The sequence below is a fragment of the Nocardia sp. NPDC059691 genome (genome assembly GCF_042733915.1).
Classification (GTDB): Bacteria; Actinomycetota; Actinomycetes; order Mycobacteriales; family Mycobacteriaceae; genus Nocardia; species Nocardia sichangensis.
This window is the reverse complement of the sequence record NZ_JBHWFB010000010.1, coordinates 245,065-264,999: the sequence shown is the minus strand read 5'-3', so window position 1 is coordinate 264,999 and position 19,935 is coordinate 245,065. Positions and strand designations below refer to the sequence as shown.

General features: G+C 65.8%; 17 protein-coding genes and 1 pseudogene. 14 read left to right on the top strand and 4 right to left on the bottom strand.

Annotated features, from left to right (window positions below; translation table 11 throughout):
• Positions 1–7 precede the first annotated feature (7 nt).
• The 3 genes from ACFV2O_RS23160 to ACFV2O_RS23150 all read left to right on the top strand — a co-directional run bounded on the left by ACFV2O_RS23160 (position 8) and on the right by ACFV2O_RS23150 (position 5,257).
• Positions 8–1,840 carry an FAD-dependent oxidoreductase gene (locus ACFV2O_RS23160; protein ID WP_379253583.1) on the top strand — a complete coding sequence of 611 codons (1,833 nt, stop codon included), beginning with the start codon at positions 8–10 and terminating at the stop codon, positions 1,838–1,840.
• 294 nt (positions 1,841–2,134) lie between these two features.
• On the top strand, positions 2,135–3,025 hold the full coding sequence (locus ACFV2O_RS23155; RefSeq protein WP_379253582.1) for a helix-turn-helix domain-containing protein: 891 nt from the start codon (positions 2,135–2,137) through the stop codon (positions 3,023–3,025).
• Positions 3,026–4,174: 1,149 nt separating this feature from the next.
• On the top strand, positions 4,175–5,257 hold the full coding sequence (locus ACFV2O_RS23150) for a tyrosine-type recombinase/integrase (protein ID WP_379253581.1): 1,083 nt from the start codon (positions 4,175–4,177) through the stop codon (positions 5,255–5,257).
• Positions 5,258–5,303: 46 nt separating this feature from the next.
• Here the strand turns inward: ACFV2O_RS23150 and ACFV2O_RS23145 are convergent.
• From ACFV2O_RS23145 to ACFV2O_RS23130, 4 genes and pseudogenes are all read right to left on the bottom strand, one after another.
• A pseudogene (locus tag ACFV2O_RS23145) lies at positions 5,304–6,197 on the bottom strand (FAD-dependent oxidoreductase); the annotation flags it as partial.
• Positions 6,194–6,922: an ABC transporter ATP-binding protein gene (locus ACFV2O_RS23140; protein ID WP_355074080.1), complete on the bottom strand. Its 729-nt coding sequence runs from the start codon at positions 6,920–6,922 to the stop codon at positions 6,194–6,196. The pseudogene ACFV2O_RS23145 and the gene ACFV2O_RS23140, both read right to left, overlap by 4 nt.
• The gene (locus ACFV2O_RS23135; protein ID WP_379253580.1) at positions 6,923–7,765 is read right to left on the bottom strand and encodes an ABC transporter permease; all 843 of its coding nucleotides are present in this window, start codon (positions 7,763–7,765) and stop codon (positions 6,923–6,925) included. It lies immediately after the preceding gene.
• A gap of 283 nt (positions 7,766–8,048) precedes the next feature.
• A complete protein-coding gene (locus tag ACFV2O_RS23130; protein WP_379253579.1) occupies positions 8,049–8,486 on the bottom strand; it encodes a MarR family winged helix-turn-helix transcriptional regulator in 438 nt (145 codons plus the stop codon).
• A 128-nt stretch (positions 8,487–8,614) separates the two neighbouring features.
• Between ACFV2O_RS23130 and ACFV2O_RS23125 the strand changes: the two genes are divergently transcribed.
• The 11 genes from ACFV2O_RS23125 (at position 8,615) to ACFV2O_RS23075 (ending at position 19,905) form a co-directional block, all read left to right on the top strand.
• Positions 8,615–9,118, top strand: a complete 504-nt coding sequence (locus ACFV2O_RS23125; RefSeq protein ID WP_379253578.1) for an SPW repeat protein — start codon at positions 8,615–8,617, stop codon at positions 9,116–9,118.
• Positions 9,119–9,762: 644 nt separating this feature from the next.
• Positions 9,763–10,980, top strand: a complete 1,218-nt coding sequence (locus ACFV2O_RS23120) for an acetyl-CoA C-acetyltransferase (RefSeq protein ID WP_379253577.1) — start codon at positions 9,763–9,765, stop codon at positions 10,978–10,980.
• Between the two features lie 25 nt (positions 10,981–11,005).
• Complete coding sequence (locus tag ACFV2O_RS23115) at positions 11,006–11,761, top strand: SDR family oxidoreductase (RefSeq protein WP_379253576.1); 756 nt, start codon at positions 11,006–11,008, stop codon at positions 11,759–11,761.
• 10 nt (positions 11,762–11,771) lie between these two features.
• On the top strand, positions 11,772–12,755 hold the full coding sequence (locus ACFV2O_RS23110) for an NADPH:quinone oxidoreductase family protein (RefSeq protein ID WP_379253666.1): 984 nt from the start codon (positions 11,772–11,774) through the stop codon (positions 12,753–12,755).
• A gap of 41 nt (positions 12,756–12,796) precedes the next feature.
• Positions 12,797–13,558 carry a 3-oxoacyl-ACP reductase FabG gene (fabG, locus tag ACFV2O_RS23105; protein ID WP_355074091.1) on the top strand — a complete coding sequence of 254 codons (762 nt, stop codon included), beginning with the start codon at positions 12,797–12,799 and terminating at the stop codon, positions 13,556–13,558.
• A 17-nt stretch (positions 13,559–13,575) separates the two neighbouring features.
• Positions 13,576–14,028, top strand: coding sequence for a MaoC family dehydratase (locus ACFV2O_RS23100; protein WP_379253575.1), 453 nt, complete (start codon positions 13,576–13,578; stop codon positions 14,026–14,028).
• Between the two features lie 22 nt (positions 14,029–14,050).
• Positions 14,051–15,244: an acyl-CoA dehydrogenase family protein gene (locus ACFV2O_RS23095; RefSeq protein ID WP_379253574.1), complete on the top strand. Its 1,194-nt coding sequence runs from the start codon at positions 14,051–14,053 to the stop codon at positions 15,242–15,244.
• Positions 15,241–16,338, top strand: a complete 1,098-nt coding sequence (locus tag ACFV2O_RS23090) for an acyl-CoA dehydrogenase family protein (RefSeq protein ID WP_379253573.1) — start codon at positions 15,241–15,243, stop codon at positions 16,336–16,338. The genes ACFV2O_RS23095 and ACFV2O_RS23090 overlap by 4 nt, the downstream gene beginning before the upstream one ends.
• An 83-nt stretch (positions 16,339–16,421) precedes the next feature.
• Positions 16,422–17,048, top strand: a complete 627-nt coding sequence (locus tag ACFV2O_RS23085; protein WP_379253572.1) for a TetR/AcrR family transcriptional regulator — start codon at positions 16,422–16,424, stop codon at positions 17,046–17,048.
• Between the two features lie 10 nt (positions 17,049–17,058).
• Positions 17,059–18,294, top strand: a complete 1,236-nt coding sequence (locus ACFV2O_RS23080; protein ID WP_379253571.1) for a PucR family transcriptional regulator — start codon at positions 17,059–17,061, stop codon at positions 18,292–18,294.
• Positions 18,295–18,426: 132 nt separating this feature from the next.
• Positions 18,427–19,905, top strand: coding sequence for a class I adenylate-forming enzyme family protein (locus ACFV2O_RS23075; RefSeq protein WP_379253570.1), 1,479 nt, complete (start codon positions 18,427–18,429; stop codon positions 19,903–19,905).
• The last annotated feature ends 30 nt before the right edge of the window (positions 19,906–19,935 follow it).

The window sequence follows — 19,935 nt, the reverse complement described above, 5'->3', positions numbered from 1 at the left end:
GATCACCATGTCACAAGCCGCTGTCTCGCGTGATGCGATTCTGATCGTTGGTGCTGGGCCGGCGGGTTTGACCCTCGCCCTCGAATTGCTGCGCTGGGGTGTGCCGTGTCGCGTGATAGACAAAAGGTCCGGTCCTGCCACGACATCGAGATCATTCACCGTCCACATACGAACATTGGAAGGATACGACAGGGCACGGATCGTCACGCCACTGCTGGATAAGGGCATCTGGAGCGGCGGTATGGTCTTCCATTTCGAGGGGGCCGAACAAGCGGCGGAGCGGCTCGCCTTCGAGCAATTGAGCCACCGGTATCCGGGCATCCTCGTGCTCGAGCAGGATCGCTTGGAAAGCGTACTGCGTGCCCAACTTGCCGCACGCGGCGTGCTCGTGGAATGGAACACCGAACTTCGCGCCCTCACCACCAGTGACAGCGGACGCATCACCGCGACCATTGTTCACACCGACGCCGACACCCGGGTGGTTGCAGAGATCGTGAACCCTGACTGGCTGGTGGGATGTGATGGAGTGCGAAGTACCGTGCGCACCCTCCTCGGGCTCGATTTCCGAGGAGACGAGTACACCGGCAGCATGAGGATGATGGACGTCCCGGTGTTCGGCCTTCCGCACGAAGACAGGGACATCCATTACGACATCCATCGGGGGGAAATGCTGCTCACGGCAGCGCTCCCTACCGAAGAACCGCTTCTAACCAACTACCGTGTCCTGATCCACGATCCCACGCCCGCACGGAAAGGCACACCCGAGCTCGACGCCGCTCGCGCGGAGTTTCAGCAGGCCATACATAGGCATTTCGACGGCGCCGTTATGCTCGGTGAGCCGAAGTGGGCCACTGTCTTCGAGATCTGGCGGCGCGTCAGCTCTGCCTACCGCATCGGCAATATCTTCCTGTGCGGCGACGCCGCACACGTTCATTCACCTGCTGGCGGCCAAGGCATGAACGCAGCCATCCAGGACGCGCTCAACCTCGGCTACAAACTCGCAGGCGTCGCCGCGGGCGAGGCTCCGGAAGAGGTACTGGACACCTACGAAGTGGAGCGCAGGCCGGTCGCCGAGCAGGTCATCGACGGCACCCATAGGCTGCACAGCTTCATGATGGCGCACGGCAAATCCATGGACGACCGACGCGCGGTCATCCGAGCACCAGGCTTCAAACAAGCTGCCGCCAAGCAAATTGCAGGCCTGTCGTACTCCTACCGCGAGGTCATAGCCCAGCCCCCCCGCATACTGCCATTGGATGGCCTCAGAGCCGGAGACCGCGCCCCTGACGTGGCCATCACGCCGACGCTGTGGCTTCACGACCTGCTGCGACATCCGGGCTACACGCTGCTGGTCTTGCAACGGCATCCGCAGTCCCCGCTGGCGGCATGGGCCGCGCACGCCGCGCAGCCCTACAGTCGACGACTGCGAGTGGTAGCGATCGCCTCGACTGACTCAACCCGGCGGCGGCCCCCATGGCGCGGCCAACGGCGCCGGCACTGCCCATCGTGGCTGGGCTGGTCGCCACGGAGGATCAACCGGGGCACGCTCCCTCGCGCATCGAGGTTGACCCCCGAGGTTGGCGCGGCCGCGCCCACCCATGCCGTAGTCGCCGAAAGCAACGAAATTTTCGACACGTACGGCGACTCCGCCACGGACTCGCTGTGCTTGGTCAGACCGGACGGACATATCAGCCTGCGGTGCCGCGGAAACGACAAATCCGCACTACTCGCCATGCTGCAGACAGCACTGATAGCGCCCCCTGACGTAGACGACACCCACGCTCCCACTGAGCCACCGCGGTCGCGCACGGCGCTGAGGACATCTGAAGACCGGCCATGACCAAGATCGCAAACCTCAGTCTGTTCGCAGTCCCGACACGGCACCGTGGGCACGCCAACCGGCGCAATCAGCGTTTCGACCACCCGGCATGTGCCCACAACATCGATCCAACCCTGGTCGCAGCACAGCCGAAGCCATCAGCGCAGAGAAGGGGCCGTAGGCGTCGTCCAGAACCGGCCTCGGCAACAAGCAACCCGATTGCTCAGCAAGCCACAGCGCGGTGACGAGTCAGTCGCCTCGGCGGCTACCAGGTACATGACGAGGGCAGCACACCACAGAAAGACAAAGGCAACAATGAGAAAGTTGGTCGAGCGAATAGAACCACTCGGCACCGGCCCGAACCCGTCGACACTCGGTGAGTACATCAACTGGGTCCGATTGACCAGCGTCGTGCCAGAGAAGGTCCGACACCTCTCACCCCGGGGCAACGAACGGGGACTAACACTGACACAGCTGGGCGCATTGCTCGATTCCTCTCTCAACACCGTCCAGAAGTGGATCCGCGACGAACGCACACCCTCCGACACCTATATCGACCTGCTCATCGAGCAACTGAGCGTCCCCTGGTACATCGCGGACGTCATGCGGGCTCTGGTCGCCCCGGATCTCTACCCGGTCACCACCGAGGAGTGGCCGGAGTTGACCGACGACGACATCTCCTACCTCGAAAACCACAAAGGCCCAGCGTGTTTCCAAGGGCTGCTCTACGACATCCCGCCCGGCGGGGCGAACCAGCAATGGTGCGAAGTGTTCCCCATGCTGCAACCGGCACCCCGGGGCTCCAAACGCGCAGTAAACATCATCGATGTGATGCTCAATCACCCCGACTCCGAAAGATTCAGAAAGCGATACGAGCGCATACAGGTGCTGCTCTTCGGCGTACGCATCTTCCGCCCCTTCGCCGACCCCACCAGATTCGCTGAAGTCTACGCAGCCTGCGCCAAATCACCACACTTCGCAAGACTATGGAAAAACGATCCCCTACCGGAGATCATCGACGACACAACCGTAGGAATATACAACGCCGAAACCGGCCAATACGACATCTACGAAACCAGACAAACCGACGCCCACTTCCCACCCAGCCAACTCAAGACCTACTCGCTCTACCAGCCCGCACCGAGACCCCATGACCTACCAGACACCGCTGGCTCGCTCGTTCATCAGCCGACCGCCCGCGCGTGAGGACCTTCGGTTCATGACCACATAGCCGAAGCCACCCAGCGCGACAACCGCACCCAGTCGCCTACACGCTACTGGGGTGCCCTGTCACGCGCCGAATTCGCGTGACAGATCGAAAAATACTCCGACGCCGGGTGGATTATCGAAAAAGTCACCCACGGTGTACACGCTAAAAGTCTTGACTACCCACCCGCCACGAATGAATGCTTGGGAAGCAATCAGCCGTTGCCCGACAACACCAGCACAGCGAATCGTCGTTGCCGGCAAACGCCCTCAAGCAGCCTGACGCATGTCATGTCGAACGGACATTGCGCTGCGCCTTTGACATCGAGGTGGTCGAAACTTTGCGTACGCGAACGCAGTCATCGCAGGCGCACCTTGTGGTGCCGCGTTGCGGGAAAGCCAGCACACTGTTAGAGGAACAGATCGCCTCCACGGCCGGATCTGCCCTGCCGGACCACCAGCCACCTTCGCCTGTTCTCAGTGTCATCCGATGGGAAACTGCTCCAATAGGCCCCGCACGCGATGGCGGCCAAGCGCGCCACTCGTACCGATACGGTACCTCGTCGAGCTCGCCAGTGAGTGATGATCAATGAGCCAGGCACAGCCAGAGTATCCCGCACTTCCTCCATCAACCGCCCGGACATCGCATTGCGAGAAACCAGCATTGAATTCGGCCAGACATTGTCGACCGATGCTGCGGCCTCACGAGGAATCAGTCGTGGGTTTCGACGACCTCTACAGTGCACGTCCGCGGATAGTCCAGTTTCCCGGCATCCCCTTTCACTACCCGACCACTGTCATCGAGACACCGATCGGGGTGGCACACTGCGCAACAGCGACCATCGATCAACGTGGCCGCGTCAGTGACAGATCAGCCATCAGGAAGCTCGACTGGCATCCCGGCCAGCCAGTAACAATCCAGCACCAAGACCAACTCGCAGTCGTGGACCCTGCCGACGACGGTCGCTGGGCTGTCGGCCCGACCGGATACATCCACCTTCCGGCGAACGTCCGTCACGCCTGTGGCATGCAGGCTGGTGACCGGCTCCTACTCGTAGCGTCCCTTACTCTCCAGCGGCTCGTCGTGTACACAACGCCGCTGGTGGCCGCTGCTATCTCACAATTCCGGCCCAATCCGTGGGAACCTAAATGACTTCCGAAGACGTCAGTACAGCGCTGCACTTGATCTCCAGACTGGGGTTGAAGCTCGAAGACCTGCTCGACGAGTCGACACGACAAGGGCCTGCACCAACTTTCGCGCAGTACATTGCACAGGTCTCGGCCTCGGCGTCGGAAAAAACTCTCAGGAACTACGGATCCTATTGGAAGGTCCTCGTGCAGAGGTGGGGTGATAGGCCCATCACCGAGCCGACGTACACCGAGATCGAACAACTCTGCAGCGAACACCGGGTACGCGCGGCTGCTGCCGGACGATCGAATTCACGCGGCGGCGTCGGCGCCGAGGCGACCTTGGTGGCGGCAATTCGCCGGCTTTACCGCCACGCCGAACTCGACCGGTTGATCCACCCGCTCGACAACCCGGCCGCGAAAGTCAGAAGAGCGCGCCTGCCCAGAAGCCCGAGACACGCGCTGTCTCTCGACCATATCCGCGACATCGGCCGTGTTGCCGCGACGACTGGCAATGATCGGCCACTGGACGCGCTGATCGTGCGTATCCTGATCGAAACCGCATGTCGCCGCGGCGGACTGCTCGGCTTGACCAGCGATGACCTCAACTCCCACGACTGCCTTGTCCGCCTTCGAGAGAAGGGCGGAACCGTCAGATGGCAACCCGTCTCGCCAACCTTGATGGAAAGGATCCTCGAGCACATCGAAGCCCGCGGCGGCACGGAAGCGACCCGGCGTGTCCTTCGATACCGGGACGGAAGACCGGTCGGAGTAGCACGCATCAACAACCTCTTCAAACGCATCAGGAAATTTCTTCCTTGGGCATCGTCGGTTGGAGTTTCCGCGCATTGGGTCCGCCATACGACGCTGACTTTCGTCGAAAGAGAGTTCGGAATGGCGGTCTCCAGCGCCTACGCCGGCCACCAAGACAGGCCGGGGGCGGGCCCTACGACCCTCATCTATACCAAGGCCAGCCTGCTCGACGTGGTCGAGGCGCTCGTCGCCTTGACCGGCGAGGCCCACCCACTGCTTCCCATCCGCACGCGACATCCACTGTCGACCGACGGATGGCGCAAGCCCGGTGAGACCGACACGGTAGGGTAACGCGCTATGAACCCACTTTTGTGGCGACTTCGCTGCGGAATGGGTGTTCTAACTGGAGGAAGAAATTGGGCTGCCCCAGCCGCATCTGCGCCTGCACCGCCGCGTCGGCACGATCGAGTTGCGCGAACACCTTCTCCCGTAACAGTGTTCGCGCGATCACCGAACGGCCCTTGGTCGAGCCCGCGCCCTCGAGTACCCGCCCGTCCTCGTGGAAGAACGTCGCGTAACCGTAGTAGGCGGTCTTGGTGATCGTCGACCCCTTCGGCACGATCGCATAAGCGTTGGAGAACTCCATCCCCGAGAATCGGGCGCCCACCTCGGCCGCCATCAGCGCGCCGTCACCGGTGTCGACATTCGTGCCCAGCGCCCGGGACAGGAACGCGCAACCGCCGGTGGCCAGCACCACCGCACCGGCCGCGATGCGGTAGTCCCGGTCGGCCTGGCGCTGGTAGCCCGCCGCGCCGCGCACCACGCCGTCGTCGTCGACCAGCAACTCCAGCGCGGGCGAGTGGTCCAGGATGCGCACCCCGGCACGTTTCACCCACGCCCGCATCCGGCGCATGTACTCCGGGCCCTGCACGCCGGTACGGATCTGCTCACCGGTGGCCGGATCCACAGGGAACGGATACCGTCCCTCCACCGCGAGCCGATTCATGTTCGCGTAGGTCTGATCCAGCACCCGGTCCATCCAATAGTGATCGGCCAGATGGCCACCCAGCGCTTCCCGGCTGGCCTTCGCGTTGGCCCGCGCGGTCGCCTCCGGCGCCACGTACCACACGCCGGTGCCGGACGGGGCGGTGGCGCCGCTGGTCCCGCAGTAGCCCTTGTCCACCAACATCACCTCGGCGCCGGCCTCGCGGGCATGGATTGCGGCCCAGCAGGCGGCGGGCCCGCCGCCGATCACCAAGACGTCCGTACTGATCTGCAACGGTTCACTCATACGTCTGCTCCTGTCGGTGCCTCGGGATTCACGCCGAGTGCGAGCAGCAACCGGCGCCGGAGTGCGGAGAATTCGGGGTCGACCACCGAACGCGGGCGGGCGACGGTGATGTCGAAGGATTCGGCGATGCGGCCCTCGCGCAGCACGAGCGCACGGTCGGCCAACAGCAGCGCCTCCTCCACGTCGTGGGTCACCAACAGCACCGACTGGCGGTGCAGCGTCCACAGGCGCGCCACCAGAGCCTGCACTTTCAACCGGGTCAGCGCGTCGAGGGCGCCGAACGGCTCGTCGAGCAGCAGCAGTTCCGGATTGCGGACCAGCGCCCTGGCCAGCGCGACCCGCTGCGCTTCCCCGCCCGACAAGGTCGCGGGCCACGCATCCGCTTTCGCGACGAGCCCCACTTCCTCCAGCGCCGTCAACGCACGCGCCTTGCCGGCCCGGTCGACGCCGAGAACGACGTTGCGCCACACGGTGATCCACGGAATCAACCGGTGCTCCTGGAACACGATCGCCTTCGATCCCGGCACGTCGAACGACCCACTGAAGCCGCGGTCCAGCCCACCGATGCCGCGCAGCAGCGTGCTCTTACCGGACCCGCTGGCGCCGAGCAGGGCGACGAACTCCCCCGGCGCGATATCCAAGTCGACCCCGCGCAGTACCGTGCGCCCGCCGAACGCGCGCACCGCCCCGCGGATACGGACACCAGTCCCGATGGTGGCGGTCATCTACTTCCCCTCGTATCCGGTGCGCCAGGCCAGGAACCGGTGTTCCAGCACGCGCACGAACAGATCGGTGAGCAACCCCAGCACCGCGTAGATCACCAGGACCAAGAAGATCTGATCGGTCCGCAGGAACTCCTTGGCATCGTTCATCAGGAACCCGAGACCGACCGGCGTGGTCTGCATCTCCGCGACCACCAAGGTGAGCCAGCCGATGCCCAGTGCCTGCCGCAAACCGACGAAGATCTGCGGCAACGCACCGGGCAGGATGATCTTGGTGGTCAACTCGAACCGGTTGAGGCCCAGCGACTCCGCCGCCTCCACCAACCGCCGGTCCACACCCCGGATCCCGGCCAGCACGTTCAAATAGATCGGGAAGATCGGCGCGACGATGATCAACGCGATCTTGAACGAATCGCCGATGCCGAACCAGATGATGAACACCGGTACCAGCGCCAGCGTCGGCAACATTCGCAACGCCTGTAGCGGGCCGTTCACCAGATCTTCGGCGACGCGGAACAACCCGGCCGCCACCCCGCACACCAGACCGATGCCGATGCCGATCGCCAACCCGACCGCCACCCGACGCCCGGAGGCGGCCAGATGTTGCCACAGCTCGCCCGACCTGATCAGCTCCCACCCGGCCTCGAGCACCTCCGTCGGCGCCGGAGTGGTCGTGCCGAGCCAGGATCGGGCGCCCAGCTGCCAGACGACCACCGCCAAAATCAGCCCGGAAGACGCTCTGGCCAGGCCGATCAGCTTCCGGGTGAACGGGGCCGGGCTTTCGACGACCGCCTCGGCAGGGGCGGAAGGCGGCGCGGATGTGGTCGGATCCAACTGCAATGTCATCTGACGCGGTCCTCACACGAGAAGTACTGTCCGGAACAGTAAGGTGCGCAGACGGTTCACAGAATGATTGCGATCAGCGCGATCCTGAACCCGAGCGCGGGTCCTCCCGCTCCTGCCGCACCACCCCCATCAGGCACGACGCGGGCATGGACGGGCGAAATCCGTACGGGGCAAGCGCTTTGCTCGGCCGCTGAGGGGCGCACCTTTCTCGGCACACCCGGCCCACCAGAGCGGATCGCGAGGTGATCCCGGCTCGGGTGGCCCTACCCGGACCGAGCAACGCTCACCCTACGGCGGGGAGATCATCCAGCGCGCCGATGAGGGGAGTCAGTCGCTCTAGTTCTTCCCGATGTGTGGCGCTGAGCAAGGCCAACGTTTCCTTGCCTGCCTCGGTCAGCGTGAGGTGTACGACGCGACGGTCGGTGCCCTGCCCTCGTTTCCGAGTGACGAGGCCGAGTTGCTCGGTGCGATCGATCAGCTGCACCACGCTGTGGTGGCGGGCGGACAGGTAACCGGCGACCTCCCCGATGCTCGGCCCGCCGGGGTGGGAGTGCCCTCGGATCGCCAGCAGGAGTTGGTGCTGGGTGTCGGTGAGTCCCACCTCGGCCGCCCCACGCTCACTCCAGCGCAGCAGCTGGCGCAGCACGGTACGAAACGCCAGCAGCCGCGTGTATTCCTGGTCGGTGAGGTGGCCCGACGAGGACATCGACCCTTCCATCATGGAGTGATATTATCACAGGATGATATAAGTGAGCGGCGATCAGGACGGGTCGCGTTCCTGAACCGATCGCGAGCCGCCCGGCTCGGGAGAGCTTCGATACGCCACTACGTCCGAAGGGTGGTGGAAACATGAGTAGTGAAACCATGATGAGCCGGCATCCCGACATCGTGGAATTGCGGGAGAAGTACGAGCGCGCCTCCGAGGCACCCGACGCCCAAGCGGTCACCGGCCTGATGTTCCTGACCGGGCTCTACATCGCGATTTCCCCCTGGGTCGTCGGGTTCAACGGACTCTCCACATTGACCGTCAACAACCTCATCGTCGGCATCGCTCTGGCCATGCTCGCACTGGGCTTCGCCTCGGTGTACGGCCGGACGCACGGCATCGTCTGGGCCGCTCCCCTGATCGGCCTCTGGACGATCGTCGCCCCCTGGATCGTCAGCGGCAACGTCGATACCACCTCGACGATCTGGAACAACGTCGTCGCCGGCGCCGTCGCCGTGCTGCTCGGCCTGGCCTCGATGTTCCTCGGAATGCGCAGGACCGGCGGACTCACCGGCCCAGCACCTCGAGCGGAAGCGACGCGAACCCAGCGCCCGTCCGGGCTCGGGCCGGAGACCTCCACACGGTGAAAACGCAGTTCCCCGAGCGCTCTGCCGAGTGAGCGAATCGACGCTACGCGCGTGCTGATTCGGCCCTGGCCGGCACGCGTGTCCGGTCCAGGCCCTCGGCGAGCGCGGGCCACTGTTCTTCCCAGGCAGACACCGGCTCCACCGAATTGATGCTCGGCTTCGCCACCTGCCTCATCAGGGTTCGCGGTGCGGGCGCTCGGGGCGGACGACGGGATCCGATTCTTCGCCCGGCGCCTGAAGTGAGGCGGAGCCGTCAGGCCGGCAGCAGACGATAGGAGCCGTCGGCCGGTATCCCGCACGTCGACGACAGGTCCCGACCCTCATCGATGGTGGTGACCAGCAGAGGCACACCCGCAGCGAGCGCGGCGGGTGTGCCTCAGAATCGTGTGGTGAAGGTCCCGCCGGAGCCGCTGCCGCACAGGGCTGGCGATCCGTTGCCCCACAAGGCCATCCATTCGACCGTCGCTGTACTCATCCAATGATGGCTGCTGCGTCGGACGCAAGCCGTCTGCTGAGCGACCGCGCCGGCCTGTGCCCTGTGTCACAGTCCCAATTCACTGTGACGTATTGACCATCGACGGTCCGTCCAGCATGGTGTCGATAGGTTAACAAGCGCTCAGTTACTTGCTGGAAGGTTCACAGTCATGCCCGAAGCCGTCATCGTCTCTGTCGCCCGCTCGCCGATCGGTCGCGCAGGCAAGGGTTCGTTGCGGGATCTCCGGCCCGACGACTTGGGGGCGCAGATCGTCCGGGCCGCGCTGGCGAAGGTGCCTGCCCTCGGTCCGAACGGCATCGACGACTTGATGCTCGGGTGTGGCCAGCCCGCCGGTGAGTCGGGCTTCAACCTCGCTCGAGTCGTGGCGATTCTGGCGGGCCTGGATCGGGTGCCCGGCACAACGGTCAACCGGTACTGCTCGTCCAGTTTGCAGACGACCCGCATGGCGCTACACGCCATCCGGGCCGGCGAGGGAGACGTCTTCATCTCCGCCGGCGTGGAGACCGTGAGCCGCTACGTCACGGGCAGTGCCGACGGCCTGCCCGGCACCGAGAACCCCGTATTCGCCGACGCGGTGCGCCGTACGGCGAAATTCGCTGCGGGCGGCGAGGCCTGGACCGACCCGCGCACCGAGGATCTACTGCCGGACGTCTATATCGCGATGGGGCAGACCGCGGAGAACGTGGCGCAACTGTGCGGTGTGAGCCGTGCCGAACAGGACGCTTTCGGTGTCCGCAGCCAGAACCTCGCCGAGGCCGCCCTCGCCAACGGATTCTGGGAGCGCGACATCACCGCGATCACCCTGCCCGACGGCAGTGTCGTCTCGCACGACGACGGCCCGCGGCCTGGAGTCACCCTGGAGAAGGTCGCCGAACTGAAGCCGGTGTTCCGGCCCGACGGGACGGTGACGGCCGCGAACTGCTGCCCGCTCAACGACGGCGCCGCCGCGGTCGTCATCATGTCGGACACCAAGGCCGCCGAACTCGGCCTGACGCCACTGGCTCGGATCGTCGCGACCGGAGTCAGCGCGCTGTCGCCGGAGATCATGGGCCTGGGGCCGGTGGAGGCGTCGAAGCAGGCGCTGGCCCGGGCCGGGATGACCATCGATGACATCGACCTGGTCGAAATCAACGAAGCCTTCGCCGCCCAGGTCATCCCCTCGGCGCGGGAGCTGGGCGTCGACTTCGACAAGCTCAACATCAACGGCGGCTCGATCGCGGTGGGTCACCCATTCGGCATGACCGGCGCCCGCATCACCAGCACCCTGATCAACTCCCTGCAGTTCCACGACAAGCAGATCGGTTTGGAAACGATGTGCGTCGGCGGCGGTCAGGGCATGGCGATGGTGCTGGAGCGCCTGTCGTAACCGCTGACTCCGCGAAAGGGACTCAATGATGAACAGATTCGAAGGCAAGACAGCGATAGTCACCGGTGCGAGCCGGGGCATCGGGCTCGGCATCGCGCAGCGCTTGGTGGACGAGGGGGCGCGAGTCGTGATCACCGCCCGCAAACAGGACGCGCTCGACGAAGCGGTGGAAGCACTGGGCGGGCCGGCCCGCGCGCTGGCCGTCGCGGGCCGTGCCGATGACGTCGAGCACCAGGCGGAGACCGTCGCTCGCGCGATCGACACGTTCGGCAGCGCCGACCTCCTCGTCAACAACACCGGCATCAACCCGGCGTTCGGGCCGATGGTCGATCTGCCGTTGGACGTGGCCCGCAAGATAGTCGAGGTCAACTGCCTGGCCGCGCTGTCGTGGGTGCAGCAGGCGTATCGGGCCTGGATGAAGGACTTCGGCGGCGCGATCGTGAACGTGTCGTCGGTCGCCGGTCTCAAGCCGGCGCCGGGCATCGGCTTCTACGGTTCGAGCAAGGCGATGCTCACGCACATCACTCAGGAACTCGCGGTCGAACTCGGCCCGAACCTACGGGTCAACGCCGTCGCCCCGGCGGTGGTGAAGACGAAGTTCGCCACTGCTCTCTACGACGGCAGGGAGGACGAGGTCGCCGCGGCGTACCCGCTGAAGCGGCTCGGCGTGCCCGAGGACATCGGCAGTGTGGTGGCGTTTCTGCTCTCCGACGACGCGAGCTGGCTGACGGGGCAATTGCTGGTCGTGGACGGCGGCGTCACGCTGACAGGCGGAATCTGACATGGCGCGGATGAAAGCGTGGCGAGTCCATGAGCTGGGCGAACCGGGCACGGTGCTGCGGCTGGAGGAGGTGGAAGTTCCGGAGCCCGGCCCGAGCCAGGTTGTCGTGCGGGTCCGCGGCGCCGCGGCGAACTTTCCCGATGTACTGATGTGCCGCGGCCTCTATCAGGTCCGGCCGCCGTTGCCGTTCACGCCAGGCGTCGAGTTGTGTGGCGAAGTGGTGGCGGTCGGTGCCGACGTGGCCGGGATCGCTGCCGGTGACCGGGTGCTCGGAGGCGCGGCGCTGCCGCACGGTGGTTTCGCGGAATTCGCCGTGCTGGAGGCCGCCCAGACCTTCCCAGCGCCGCCGTCGTTGGATGACGCGGAGGCGGCCTCCCTGTTCATCGGCTACCAGACCGGCTGGTTCGGCTTGCATCGGCGCGCCGGATTGACCGCGGGCGAGACCCTCCTGGTGCATGCCGCGGCAGGTGGCGTGGGCAGCGCCGCGATCCAGCTCGGCAAGGCCGCGGGCGCCCGGGTGATCGGAGTTGTCGGTGGCGCCGAAAAAGCCTCCTACGCCGAGGATCTGGGCGCCGACGTGGTCATCGATCGGCATCAGCTGGACTTCGTCGACGTCGTGAAGGACGTAACCGGCGGTCGTGGCGCCGACGTGATCTACGACCCGGTCGGCGGCGAGGTGTACCAACGGTCCACGAAATGCGTCGCCTTCGAGGGCCGCATCGTGGTCGTCGGATTCGCCGGCGGCGAGATCCAAGCACCGGCATTGAATCATGCGCTGGTCAAGAACTATTCGATCCTCGGCCTGCACTGGGGTTTGTACAACACCCAGGACCCGGGCGCCGTCGCCGAATGCCATCGCGCGCTGACCGCACTTGCCGCCGACGGCGCGATCCGTCCTCTGGTCGGCGCGCGGCTGGGACTGGAGGAGGTCGCCGGCGCCGTGCAGCGACTCGCGGACGGCAAGACCGTCGGTCGCGTGGTCTACACCCCCTGAACTCAGCAATTCCCCCGCAATCACATCTTCGAGGAGTATTCATGACCGATCCGACACAGCGGACCGCCATCGTCACCGGCGCGGCTCGCGGAATCGGCGCCGCTGTCGCCCGGCGGCTGGCCGCCGACGGTATGGCAGTAGCCGTGCTCGACTTGGACGAGGCCGCCTGCAAGACGGTCGTCGACGACATCGAGGCAGCCGGTGGACGCGCGCTCGCGGTCGGTGTCGATGTTTCCGACGAGGCCGCGGTTACCCAGGCGGTCGATCGCGTGGCCGCCGCACTCGGCGCACCGACGGTGCTGGTCAACAACGCCGGGATCCTGCGTGACAATCTGCTGTTCAAGATGAGTGCCGACGACTGGGATGCCGTCATGAACGTGCACCTGCGCGGTTCGTTCCTGCTGGCCCGGGCAGCGCAGGCGCACATGATCGAGCAGAAGTGGGGTCGCATCGTCAACCTGTCCAGCACCTCGGCGCTCGGCAACCGTGGCCAGGCCAACTACGCGGCCGCCAAGGCCGGGCTGCAAGGATTCACCAAGACGCTCGCACTCGAACTCGGCAAGTTCGGCGTCACCGCGAACGCGGTCGCCCCGGGTTTCATCGAGACGGAGATGACCGCGGCCACGGCCGCCCGGATGAACATCTCCTTCGAGGAGCTCAAGGCGGCGATGGCCGCCCAGATTCCGGTTGCCCGTACCGGCACTCCCGCCGACATCGCGCACACCGTGTCGTTCCTGGTGAGCGAGGGGGCCGGCTTCGTGTCCGGCCAGGTGATCTATGTGGCCGGCGGCCCACGGAACTGAACGGAGGAAGGAGAGCTGTGCATATATTCCAGGGCCTGTCCGAGCTGGAGGCCGCGGTCGGCACCCACCTCGGATACAGCGATTGGCACACGGTGACCCAGGAACAGATCGATCGCTTCGCCGAAGCTACCGGGGATCACCAATGGATCCATGTGGATCCCGCGAAAGCCGCCGCCGGACCGTTCGGCACCACCGTCGCACACGGGTTTCTCACCCTCTCGATGGTGCCGATGCTGGCCGGTCAGGTATACGCCGTGCGGGGCTTGTCCATGGGCGTCAACTACGGCACCAACAAGGTGCGATTCCCCACTCCGGTCCCGGCCGGATCCCGGGTCCGAGCCGGTGTCGAACTGGTCTCGCTCGTGCCGGGCACGATCGGGTCGCAAGCAGTGCTCCGAGTGACCGTGGAACTCGACGGCTCGGACAAGCCCGCGTGTGTGGCCGAGACGGTCGCGGTGCTGGTGCCGTGACGGCCGATCAGAAGGATGACAGATGACTCGACCCGACGCGGTCCGCGACGATCTGCGGCGCGGGGTGGAAGCCGTACTCGAAAAGCACGATCCGGCCACCACCGATGCCGTGACCTTTCACCGAGCCAGGTTCGACGCGGGCCTGGCCTGGGTTCACTTTCCGATCGGGCTCGGTGGCCGGGCCGTCGACCGGGAACTGCAACCGTTCGTCGACGCCCTGTTCGAGCAGGCCGGATCTCCGGACAACAACGCGGCGATCAACGGTATCGGTCTGGGTATGGCCGCGCCGACGATCCTCGCCCACGGCACGACGGAACAACGGCAGCGCTTCCTGCGTCCGCTGTGGAGCGGGGAGGAGATCTGGTGCCAGCTGTTCAGTGAACCGGGGGCAGGCTCGGACCTGGCCGCGATCGCCACCAGGGCAGTGCGTGACGGCGGTGACTGGGTCGTCAACGGGCAGAAAGTGTGGACTTCGGTCGCGCACAAAGCGCAATTGGCGATCCTCGTGGCACGCACCGATCCCAGCCGGCCCAAGCATGCGGGGCTGACCTACTTCATCTGCGATATGACCGCACCCGGAGTCGAGGTGCGGCCGCTGCGGCAGATCACCGGCGAAGCGGAATTCAACGAAGTCTTCCTGACCGACGTTCGGATCCCCGACACGCACCGCCTCGGCAAGGAAGGAGAAGGCTGGCGAGTCGCAACCACCACTTTGAACAATGAGCGCGTCTCGATCGGGGGGCGCGCGCTCCCCCGCGAGAGCGGAGTGCTGGGCGCCGCCGCCGGCCTCTGGCGCGAATTCCCGGAAAAGCGCACCCCCGAATTGCACCACCGGCTGTTGCGATTGTGGGTGGATGCCGAGGTCTCCCGGCTGGCGGCGACCCGGCTGCGTCAGCAGGTGGCCGGCGGCCAGCCCGGGCCGGAAACCTCTGCCCTCAAGCTGTCGTTCGCCCGAGTCAACCAGCAGGTTGCCGGATTGGAGGTCGAACTGCGCGGTGAGGACGGCCTGCGATACGACGATTGGACGATGGTGCGCCCCGACCGGGTCGATTTCGCCGGTCGCGGCGCCGGTTACCGCTTCCTGCGGGCCAAAGGCAATTCGATCGAGGGCGGAACCTCCGAAATCCTGCGCAACATCATCGCCGAACGGGTCCTCGGGCTGCCGGGTGAACCCCGTGCGGACAAGGACATCGCCTGGAAGGACCTGAGCCGATGAGCGACATCCTGCTGCTCGATACCGATGTCGAGACCTCCTTGCGCAGCGCGGTGCGTGACCTGCTCACCACCCGATGCGATCCGTCCGCGGTCGCGCGGGCCTACGACGGCGATCGGACACTGACCCGGACGCTGTGGACATCGATCACCGACGACCTCGGGCTCGCTGGTCTCCTCATCCCCGAGGACCGCGGCGGGGCGGGCGGTACGGCCCGTGACGCCGCCGTCGTCCTCGAGGAGTTCGGACGGTTCGTCGCACCGGTCCCGTTTCTGACCAGCAGCGTCATTGCCGCGACCGTCCTGCTCGCGGGCGACTCCACGCTGGTCGGTCGGCTCGGCGACGGTAGTTGCAGCGCAGCGCTGCTGACGCCGTTCTCCACTGCGCTCGCGACGCACATCCCGACCTTGACGGCTGATGCGGAGGGTCGGCTGTCCGGACTGGTTACCAGCGTCGCCGGCGCGCTCGACGCCGATGTGCTGCTGGCCGCCGTCGAGACGGCCAACGGCACGGAGGTGCACGCGTTGACGGCCGCCGCGGCGCAGATCAAGCCGGTGGTCTCCCTGGATATGACCCGCCCGCTGGCTGACGTCGCTGTCGACTCCGTGCCGGGCCGGGTCGTCGTCGCCGCCGAATCCGGTTGGGCGGCTATCCAATCCGGCTTGACGCTCGGCGCCGCACTCCTCGCGTCCGAGCAAGCCGGAATCGCCGCCTGGTGCCTGGAGACAACCGTCGAGTATCTGAAGCTGCGACGCCAATTCGGCCGGGTGGTCGGCGGATTCCAGGCGATCAAGCACCGCCTCGCCGACCTCTACGTCGAGGTCGAGTCGGCCTCGGCCGCCGCGCGGTATGCGGCGGGAACATACGCGGCCGACGACCCCGACAGCGTGATCGCCACCGCCGTCGCGGCGTCCTATTGCAGCGATATCGCGGTGCGGGCCGCCGAGGAGGCCATCCAATTGCACGGCGGGATCGGCATGACCTGGGAGCACCCGGCACACCTGTACCTCAAACGCGCGAAGGCCGACCAGATAGGACTGGGAAGTCCCGGCCACCATCGGAGATTGCTGGCGGACCTCGTCGGGCTGCCCGCGTGAGAAAGCCGAATGCACTGAACATGCTGTTCACAGGTGCCGATACCGGCAAACTCGTGCTCGTTGTGTAGAGCCATACTGTCCAGGTGACCGATACAGAGGACCTATCGCGCGCGGACCAGACCCGAGCGCGGCTGCTCGACGCCGCGGTGGTGGCCTTCGCCGAACGCGGCTTCCACGGGTCGACCACCCGCGATATCACATCGATCGCCGGGGTGAGCACCGGGACGATCTACGTGTATCACCGTTCCAAGGAAGAGTTGCTCTACCAGATCTCACGCGCCGGTCACCTGGACACCCTGGAGCGCGTCCGCACTGCCATCGCTTCGGCACAAGACCCCGCCGAGCAACTGATCGCCGTGATGCGGGAGTTCACGATCCATCACGCCCGCTCCCACACCGTCGCCCGGATCATCAATTATGAGCTCGCCGCACTGAGCCCAGAACATCAACAGGAGATCAAGGCAACCCGGCGTGCGATCGAGGGCGAGGTCCGGTGCTTGATCGAGCGCGGGGCGGCCGCGGGGGTGTTCGAGAACTCGAATACCCATATGGCCGCGGCCGCTCTGCTTTCGCTGGGAATAGATATCGCGCGCTGGTACCACGAGGGTGGCTCCTGGTCACCGGAGGACATCGGCGACTATTACGCGGACCTCGCGCTGCGGATCGTGGGCGGCCGAAGGTCGAGGCCGCCGGAGTCCGCTCGATCGTGACGATGTCAGGATGATCATGCGGAGCGACGCCGCGGAACTGCTCGCGAGGATCGCGGGAGAACTGAGCCGACATGCGCTCGGCTTGTCCGAACGTTTGACGGAGCAGATGCTCCACATCGAGCCGGAGCTGCGCGGCGACAGCCGCGTGGAGTCACTACTGCGGGCCAGCGTCACCGGCAACGTCGTGATCGCGTTGCATATCTACGAGCTGGGGCTCGACATCGACGAACTCGAAGCTCCCACGGAGGCATTGGAGTACGCCCGGCGCATGGCCCAGCGCGGCACTTCGATCGCCGCCCTGCTGCGGGCCTACCGCATCGGGCAGCGACTGTTCAACGACCACATGCTCGGCGAGCTCACCGCGGCGACCAACGACGTCGCCCTGATCACCTCCGCAGTGGCCGAGATGACCGACCGCTCGTTCGCCTATATCGATCGGGTCTCCCAGCAAGTCGTGACCGCCTACCAGGACGAGCGGGACCGGTGGCTGCAGAACCAGATGGCCGTCCGTACCGCGAGGGTGCGCTCGATCCTGTCCGGACAGCGCGTCGACCCGGATGACAGCGAGCGCACACTGGGATATCGGCTCGACCGAACCCACCTCGGCATGGTCATTTGGTCCGACGCGGGCGCCGACCAACTGCGCGCGGCCAAACAAGTGGCGACGGCCATCGCCGATCAGTTGTCCTGCCAAGGACCACCGCTGCTGATCCCGGCCGACGAATCAACCCTGTGGGCGTGGCTCCCGCAGCCGGAACTGGATGTCGATCCCGCCGCGGTGCGCACTCCGGAGCAGACATGGGCAGCGGTGGGCAGACCTGCCACCGGACTGGAAGGCTTCCGGCTGACCCATCGCCAGGCGACACAAGCGCAGGTCGTCGCGATGTCCGCACCGGCACCGCAGCGTGCGTCGATGTCTTGTTCGGCTCAGCTCGGGCCGATCGCGCTGATGTGCGCGGACCTGACCGCCACCCGGGCATGGATCAGCGAAATTCTCGGGTCGCTTGCGCGTGATGACGATGCCACGGCGCAACTCCGCGAGACCGCGCGTGTCTTCCTGGAGACGAACGGCAGCTTCCAGACAACGGCAGAGCGGCTGGTGCTGCACCGCAACACCGTCCAGTACCGGATCCGCAAGGCGGAGGCGGTACTGGGACATTCGCTTCGGGAGCGACGACTGGAGGTCGAGGTCGCCCTGCTGGCCTGCCGATGGCTGGGGTCGACCGTGCTGCAGCCCGTGGGGTGACCGACACATCCGTCGTGCGCGGCGCACGATCCCTCCCGCTATCTTCATGCGCTCACAATATGGTCCAGGTCACATCACCTTCCTAACGTGGCGTTCACGCAAGTGAGCTGCCGAGTTAGCAAGGAGATCGACATGCACTTCGCTGCCCTGCCGGATGTACGTGCCGCAGGCTTCCCCACCAACCCGTGTCTTGCCGACGACAACTCGGGAAGTATCACCAACGCCGAGTTCCTCGACTTCGTGCGGAAGTACGCCGATCGGTTGTCGGAGGCGGGGATCGGTGTCGGCGATGTCGTGGCCGTGATGTTGCCGAACCGGCTCGAATTGATCGTGACATTGTTCGCGGCTTGGCGGCTGGGCGCCGCGGCGACGCCGATCGACCCGTCGTCGACCGCGGCCGAGTCCGACTATCAGCTGGCCGATTCCCGCGCTCGCGTCCTTGTCTGCGCTGACGAACGCGAGGCCGGCCAGGCCGATCAACCGCAGCGAGTTGCGCTGGCGGAGCTGAATCGGCACGAAGGCCGCGGCGGCGCCGCGGAAGCGACCGAGTTCTCCAACGACGCGCTCGCGTTGATCATCTACACCAGCGGCACCACCGGACGTCCCAAGGGCGTCGAGTTGACGCACGCGAACATCATGGTGATGGCCGAGACGATGGTCGCGGGTATGCGGTTGACCGCCGAGGACCACAGTCTGCTGATCCTGCCGCTGTTCCACGTCAACGGCATCGTGGTCGGCGTGCTGTCGCCGCTGCTCGCCGGCGGCCGGGCCACAGTCGCGGGCCGGTTCTCGCCGCGGACCTTTTTCGACAGGGTCGATGCGGCGCGGCCGACCTATTTCTCCGCGGTGCCCGCCATCTACGCCATGCTGTCGGCGCTGCCTGCGGAGATCCGGCCCGACACCTCCTCGGTCCGGTTCGCGCTCTGCGGTGCGGCTCCGATGCCGGTCGAACTGCTCACCCGATTCGAGGAGCGCTACGCGATCCCGATCTACGAAGGTTATGGCCTGTCGGAGGGGACGTGCGCGAGCACGGGCAATCCACTCGACGGTGTCCGCAAACCCGGCACCGTCGGTCGCGCGCTGCCGGGCCAGGAGATCGCCATCGTCGACAGCGACGGCAATTTCCTCAACGCCGGATCGGTGGGCGAGGTCGTGGTCAAAGGCCCGACCGTGATGCGGGGATATCTGGGCCGGCCAGAGGAGACGGCGAAGGTGATCGTCGATGGCTGGCTGCACACCGGAGACATCGGTCGCATGGACGCCGACGGCTACCTCACCCTGGTCGACCGCATCAAGGACATGATCATCCGTGGCGGAGAGAACATCTATCCCAAGGAGATCGAGTCCGCGATCTACACCCACCCACAGGTGCTCGAGGCCGCCGTGATCGGTCGACCGCACGCGGTCTACGGCGAAGTGCCCATCGCCTTCGTGTCCTATCGCGACGGCGCCGCGGTCGAGCCGGAACAGATTCTCGAACTACTGCGGAAGTCTTTGGCCGCCTACAAGCTTCCCGAGCTGATCGTGACCGTAGACGAGATCCCGAAGAACCCCGTCGGGAAGATCGACAAGCGGATTCTGCGCCGCCGCTCGGTCGATGCGACCCTCTGACCCCCTCCTCTCCCTCTCGAAAGACACCTG

Coding starts and splice junctions, on each gene's coding strand:
- ACFV2O_RS23120 (WP_379253577.1), top strand. CDS start 9,763: ATGCCCGAAGCCGTCATCGTCTCTGTCGCCCGCTCGCCGATCGGTCGC.
- ACFV2O_RS23150 (WP_379253581.1), top strand. CDS start 4,175: ATGACTTCCGAAGACGTCAGTACAGCGCTGCACTTGATCTCCAGACTG.
- ACFV2O_RS23110 (WP_379253666.1), top strand. CDS start 11,772: ATGAAAGCGTGGCGAGTCCATGAGCTGGGCGAACCGGGCACGGTGCTG.
- ACFV2O_RS23115 (WP_379253576.1), top strand. CDS start 11,006: ATGATGAACAGATTCGAAGGCAAGACAGCGATAGTCACCGGTGCGAGC.
- fabG (WP_355074091.1), top strand. CDS start 12,797: ATGACCGATCCGACACAGCGGACCGCCATCGTCACCGGCGCGGCTCGC.
- ACFV2O_RS23130 (WP_379253579.1), bottom strand. CDS start 8,486: ATGATGGAAGGGTCGATGTCCTCGTCGGGCCACCTCACCGACCAGGAA.
- ACFV2O_RS23080 (WP_379253571.1), top strand. CDS start 17,059: ATGATCATGCGGAGCGACGCCGCGGAACTGCTCGCGAGGATCGCGGGA.
- ACFV2O_RS23095 (WP_379253574.1), top strand. CDS start 14,051: ATGACTCGACCCGACGCGGTCCGCGACGATCTGCGGCGCGGGGTGGAA.
- ACFV2O_RS23135 (WP_379253580.1), bottom strand. CDS start 7,765: ATGACATTGCAGTTGGATCCGACCACATCCGCGCCGCCTTCCGCCCCT.
- ACFV2O_RS23155 (WP_379253582.1), top strand. CDS start 2,135: ATGAGAAAGTTGGTCGAGCGAATAGAACCACTCGGCACCGGCCCGAAC.
- ACFV2O_RS23125 (WP_379253578.1), top strand. CDS start 8,615: ATGAGTAGTGAAACCATGATGAGCCGGCATCCCGACATCGTGGAATTG.
- ACFV2O_RS23075 (WP_379253570.1), top strand. CDS start 18,427: ATGCACTTCGCTGCCCTGCCGGATGTACGTGCCGCAGGCTTCCCCACC.
- ACFV2O_RS23160 (WP_379253583.1), top strand. CDS start 8: ATGTCACAAGCCGCTGTCTCGCGTGATGCGATTCTGATCGTTGGTGCT.
- ACFV2O_RS23140 (WP_355074080.1), bottom strand. CDS start 6,922: ATGACCGCCACCATCGGGACTGGTGTCCGTATCCGCGGGGCGGTGCGC.
- ACFV2O_RS23090 (WP_379253573.1), top strand. CDS start 15,241: ATGAGCGACATCCTGCTGCTCGATACCGATGTCGAGACCTCCTTGCGC.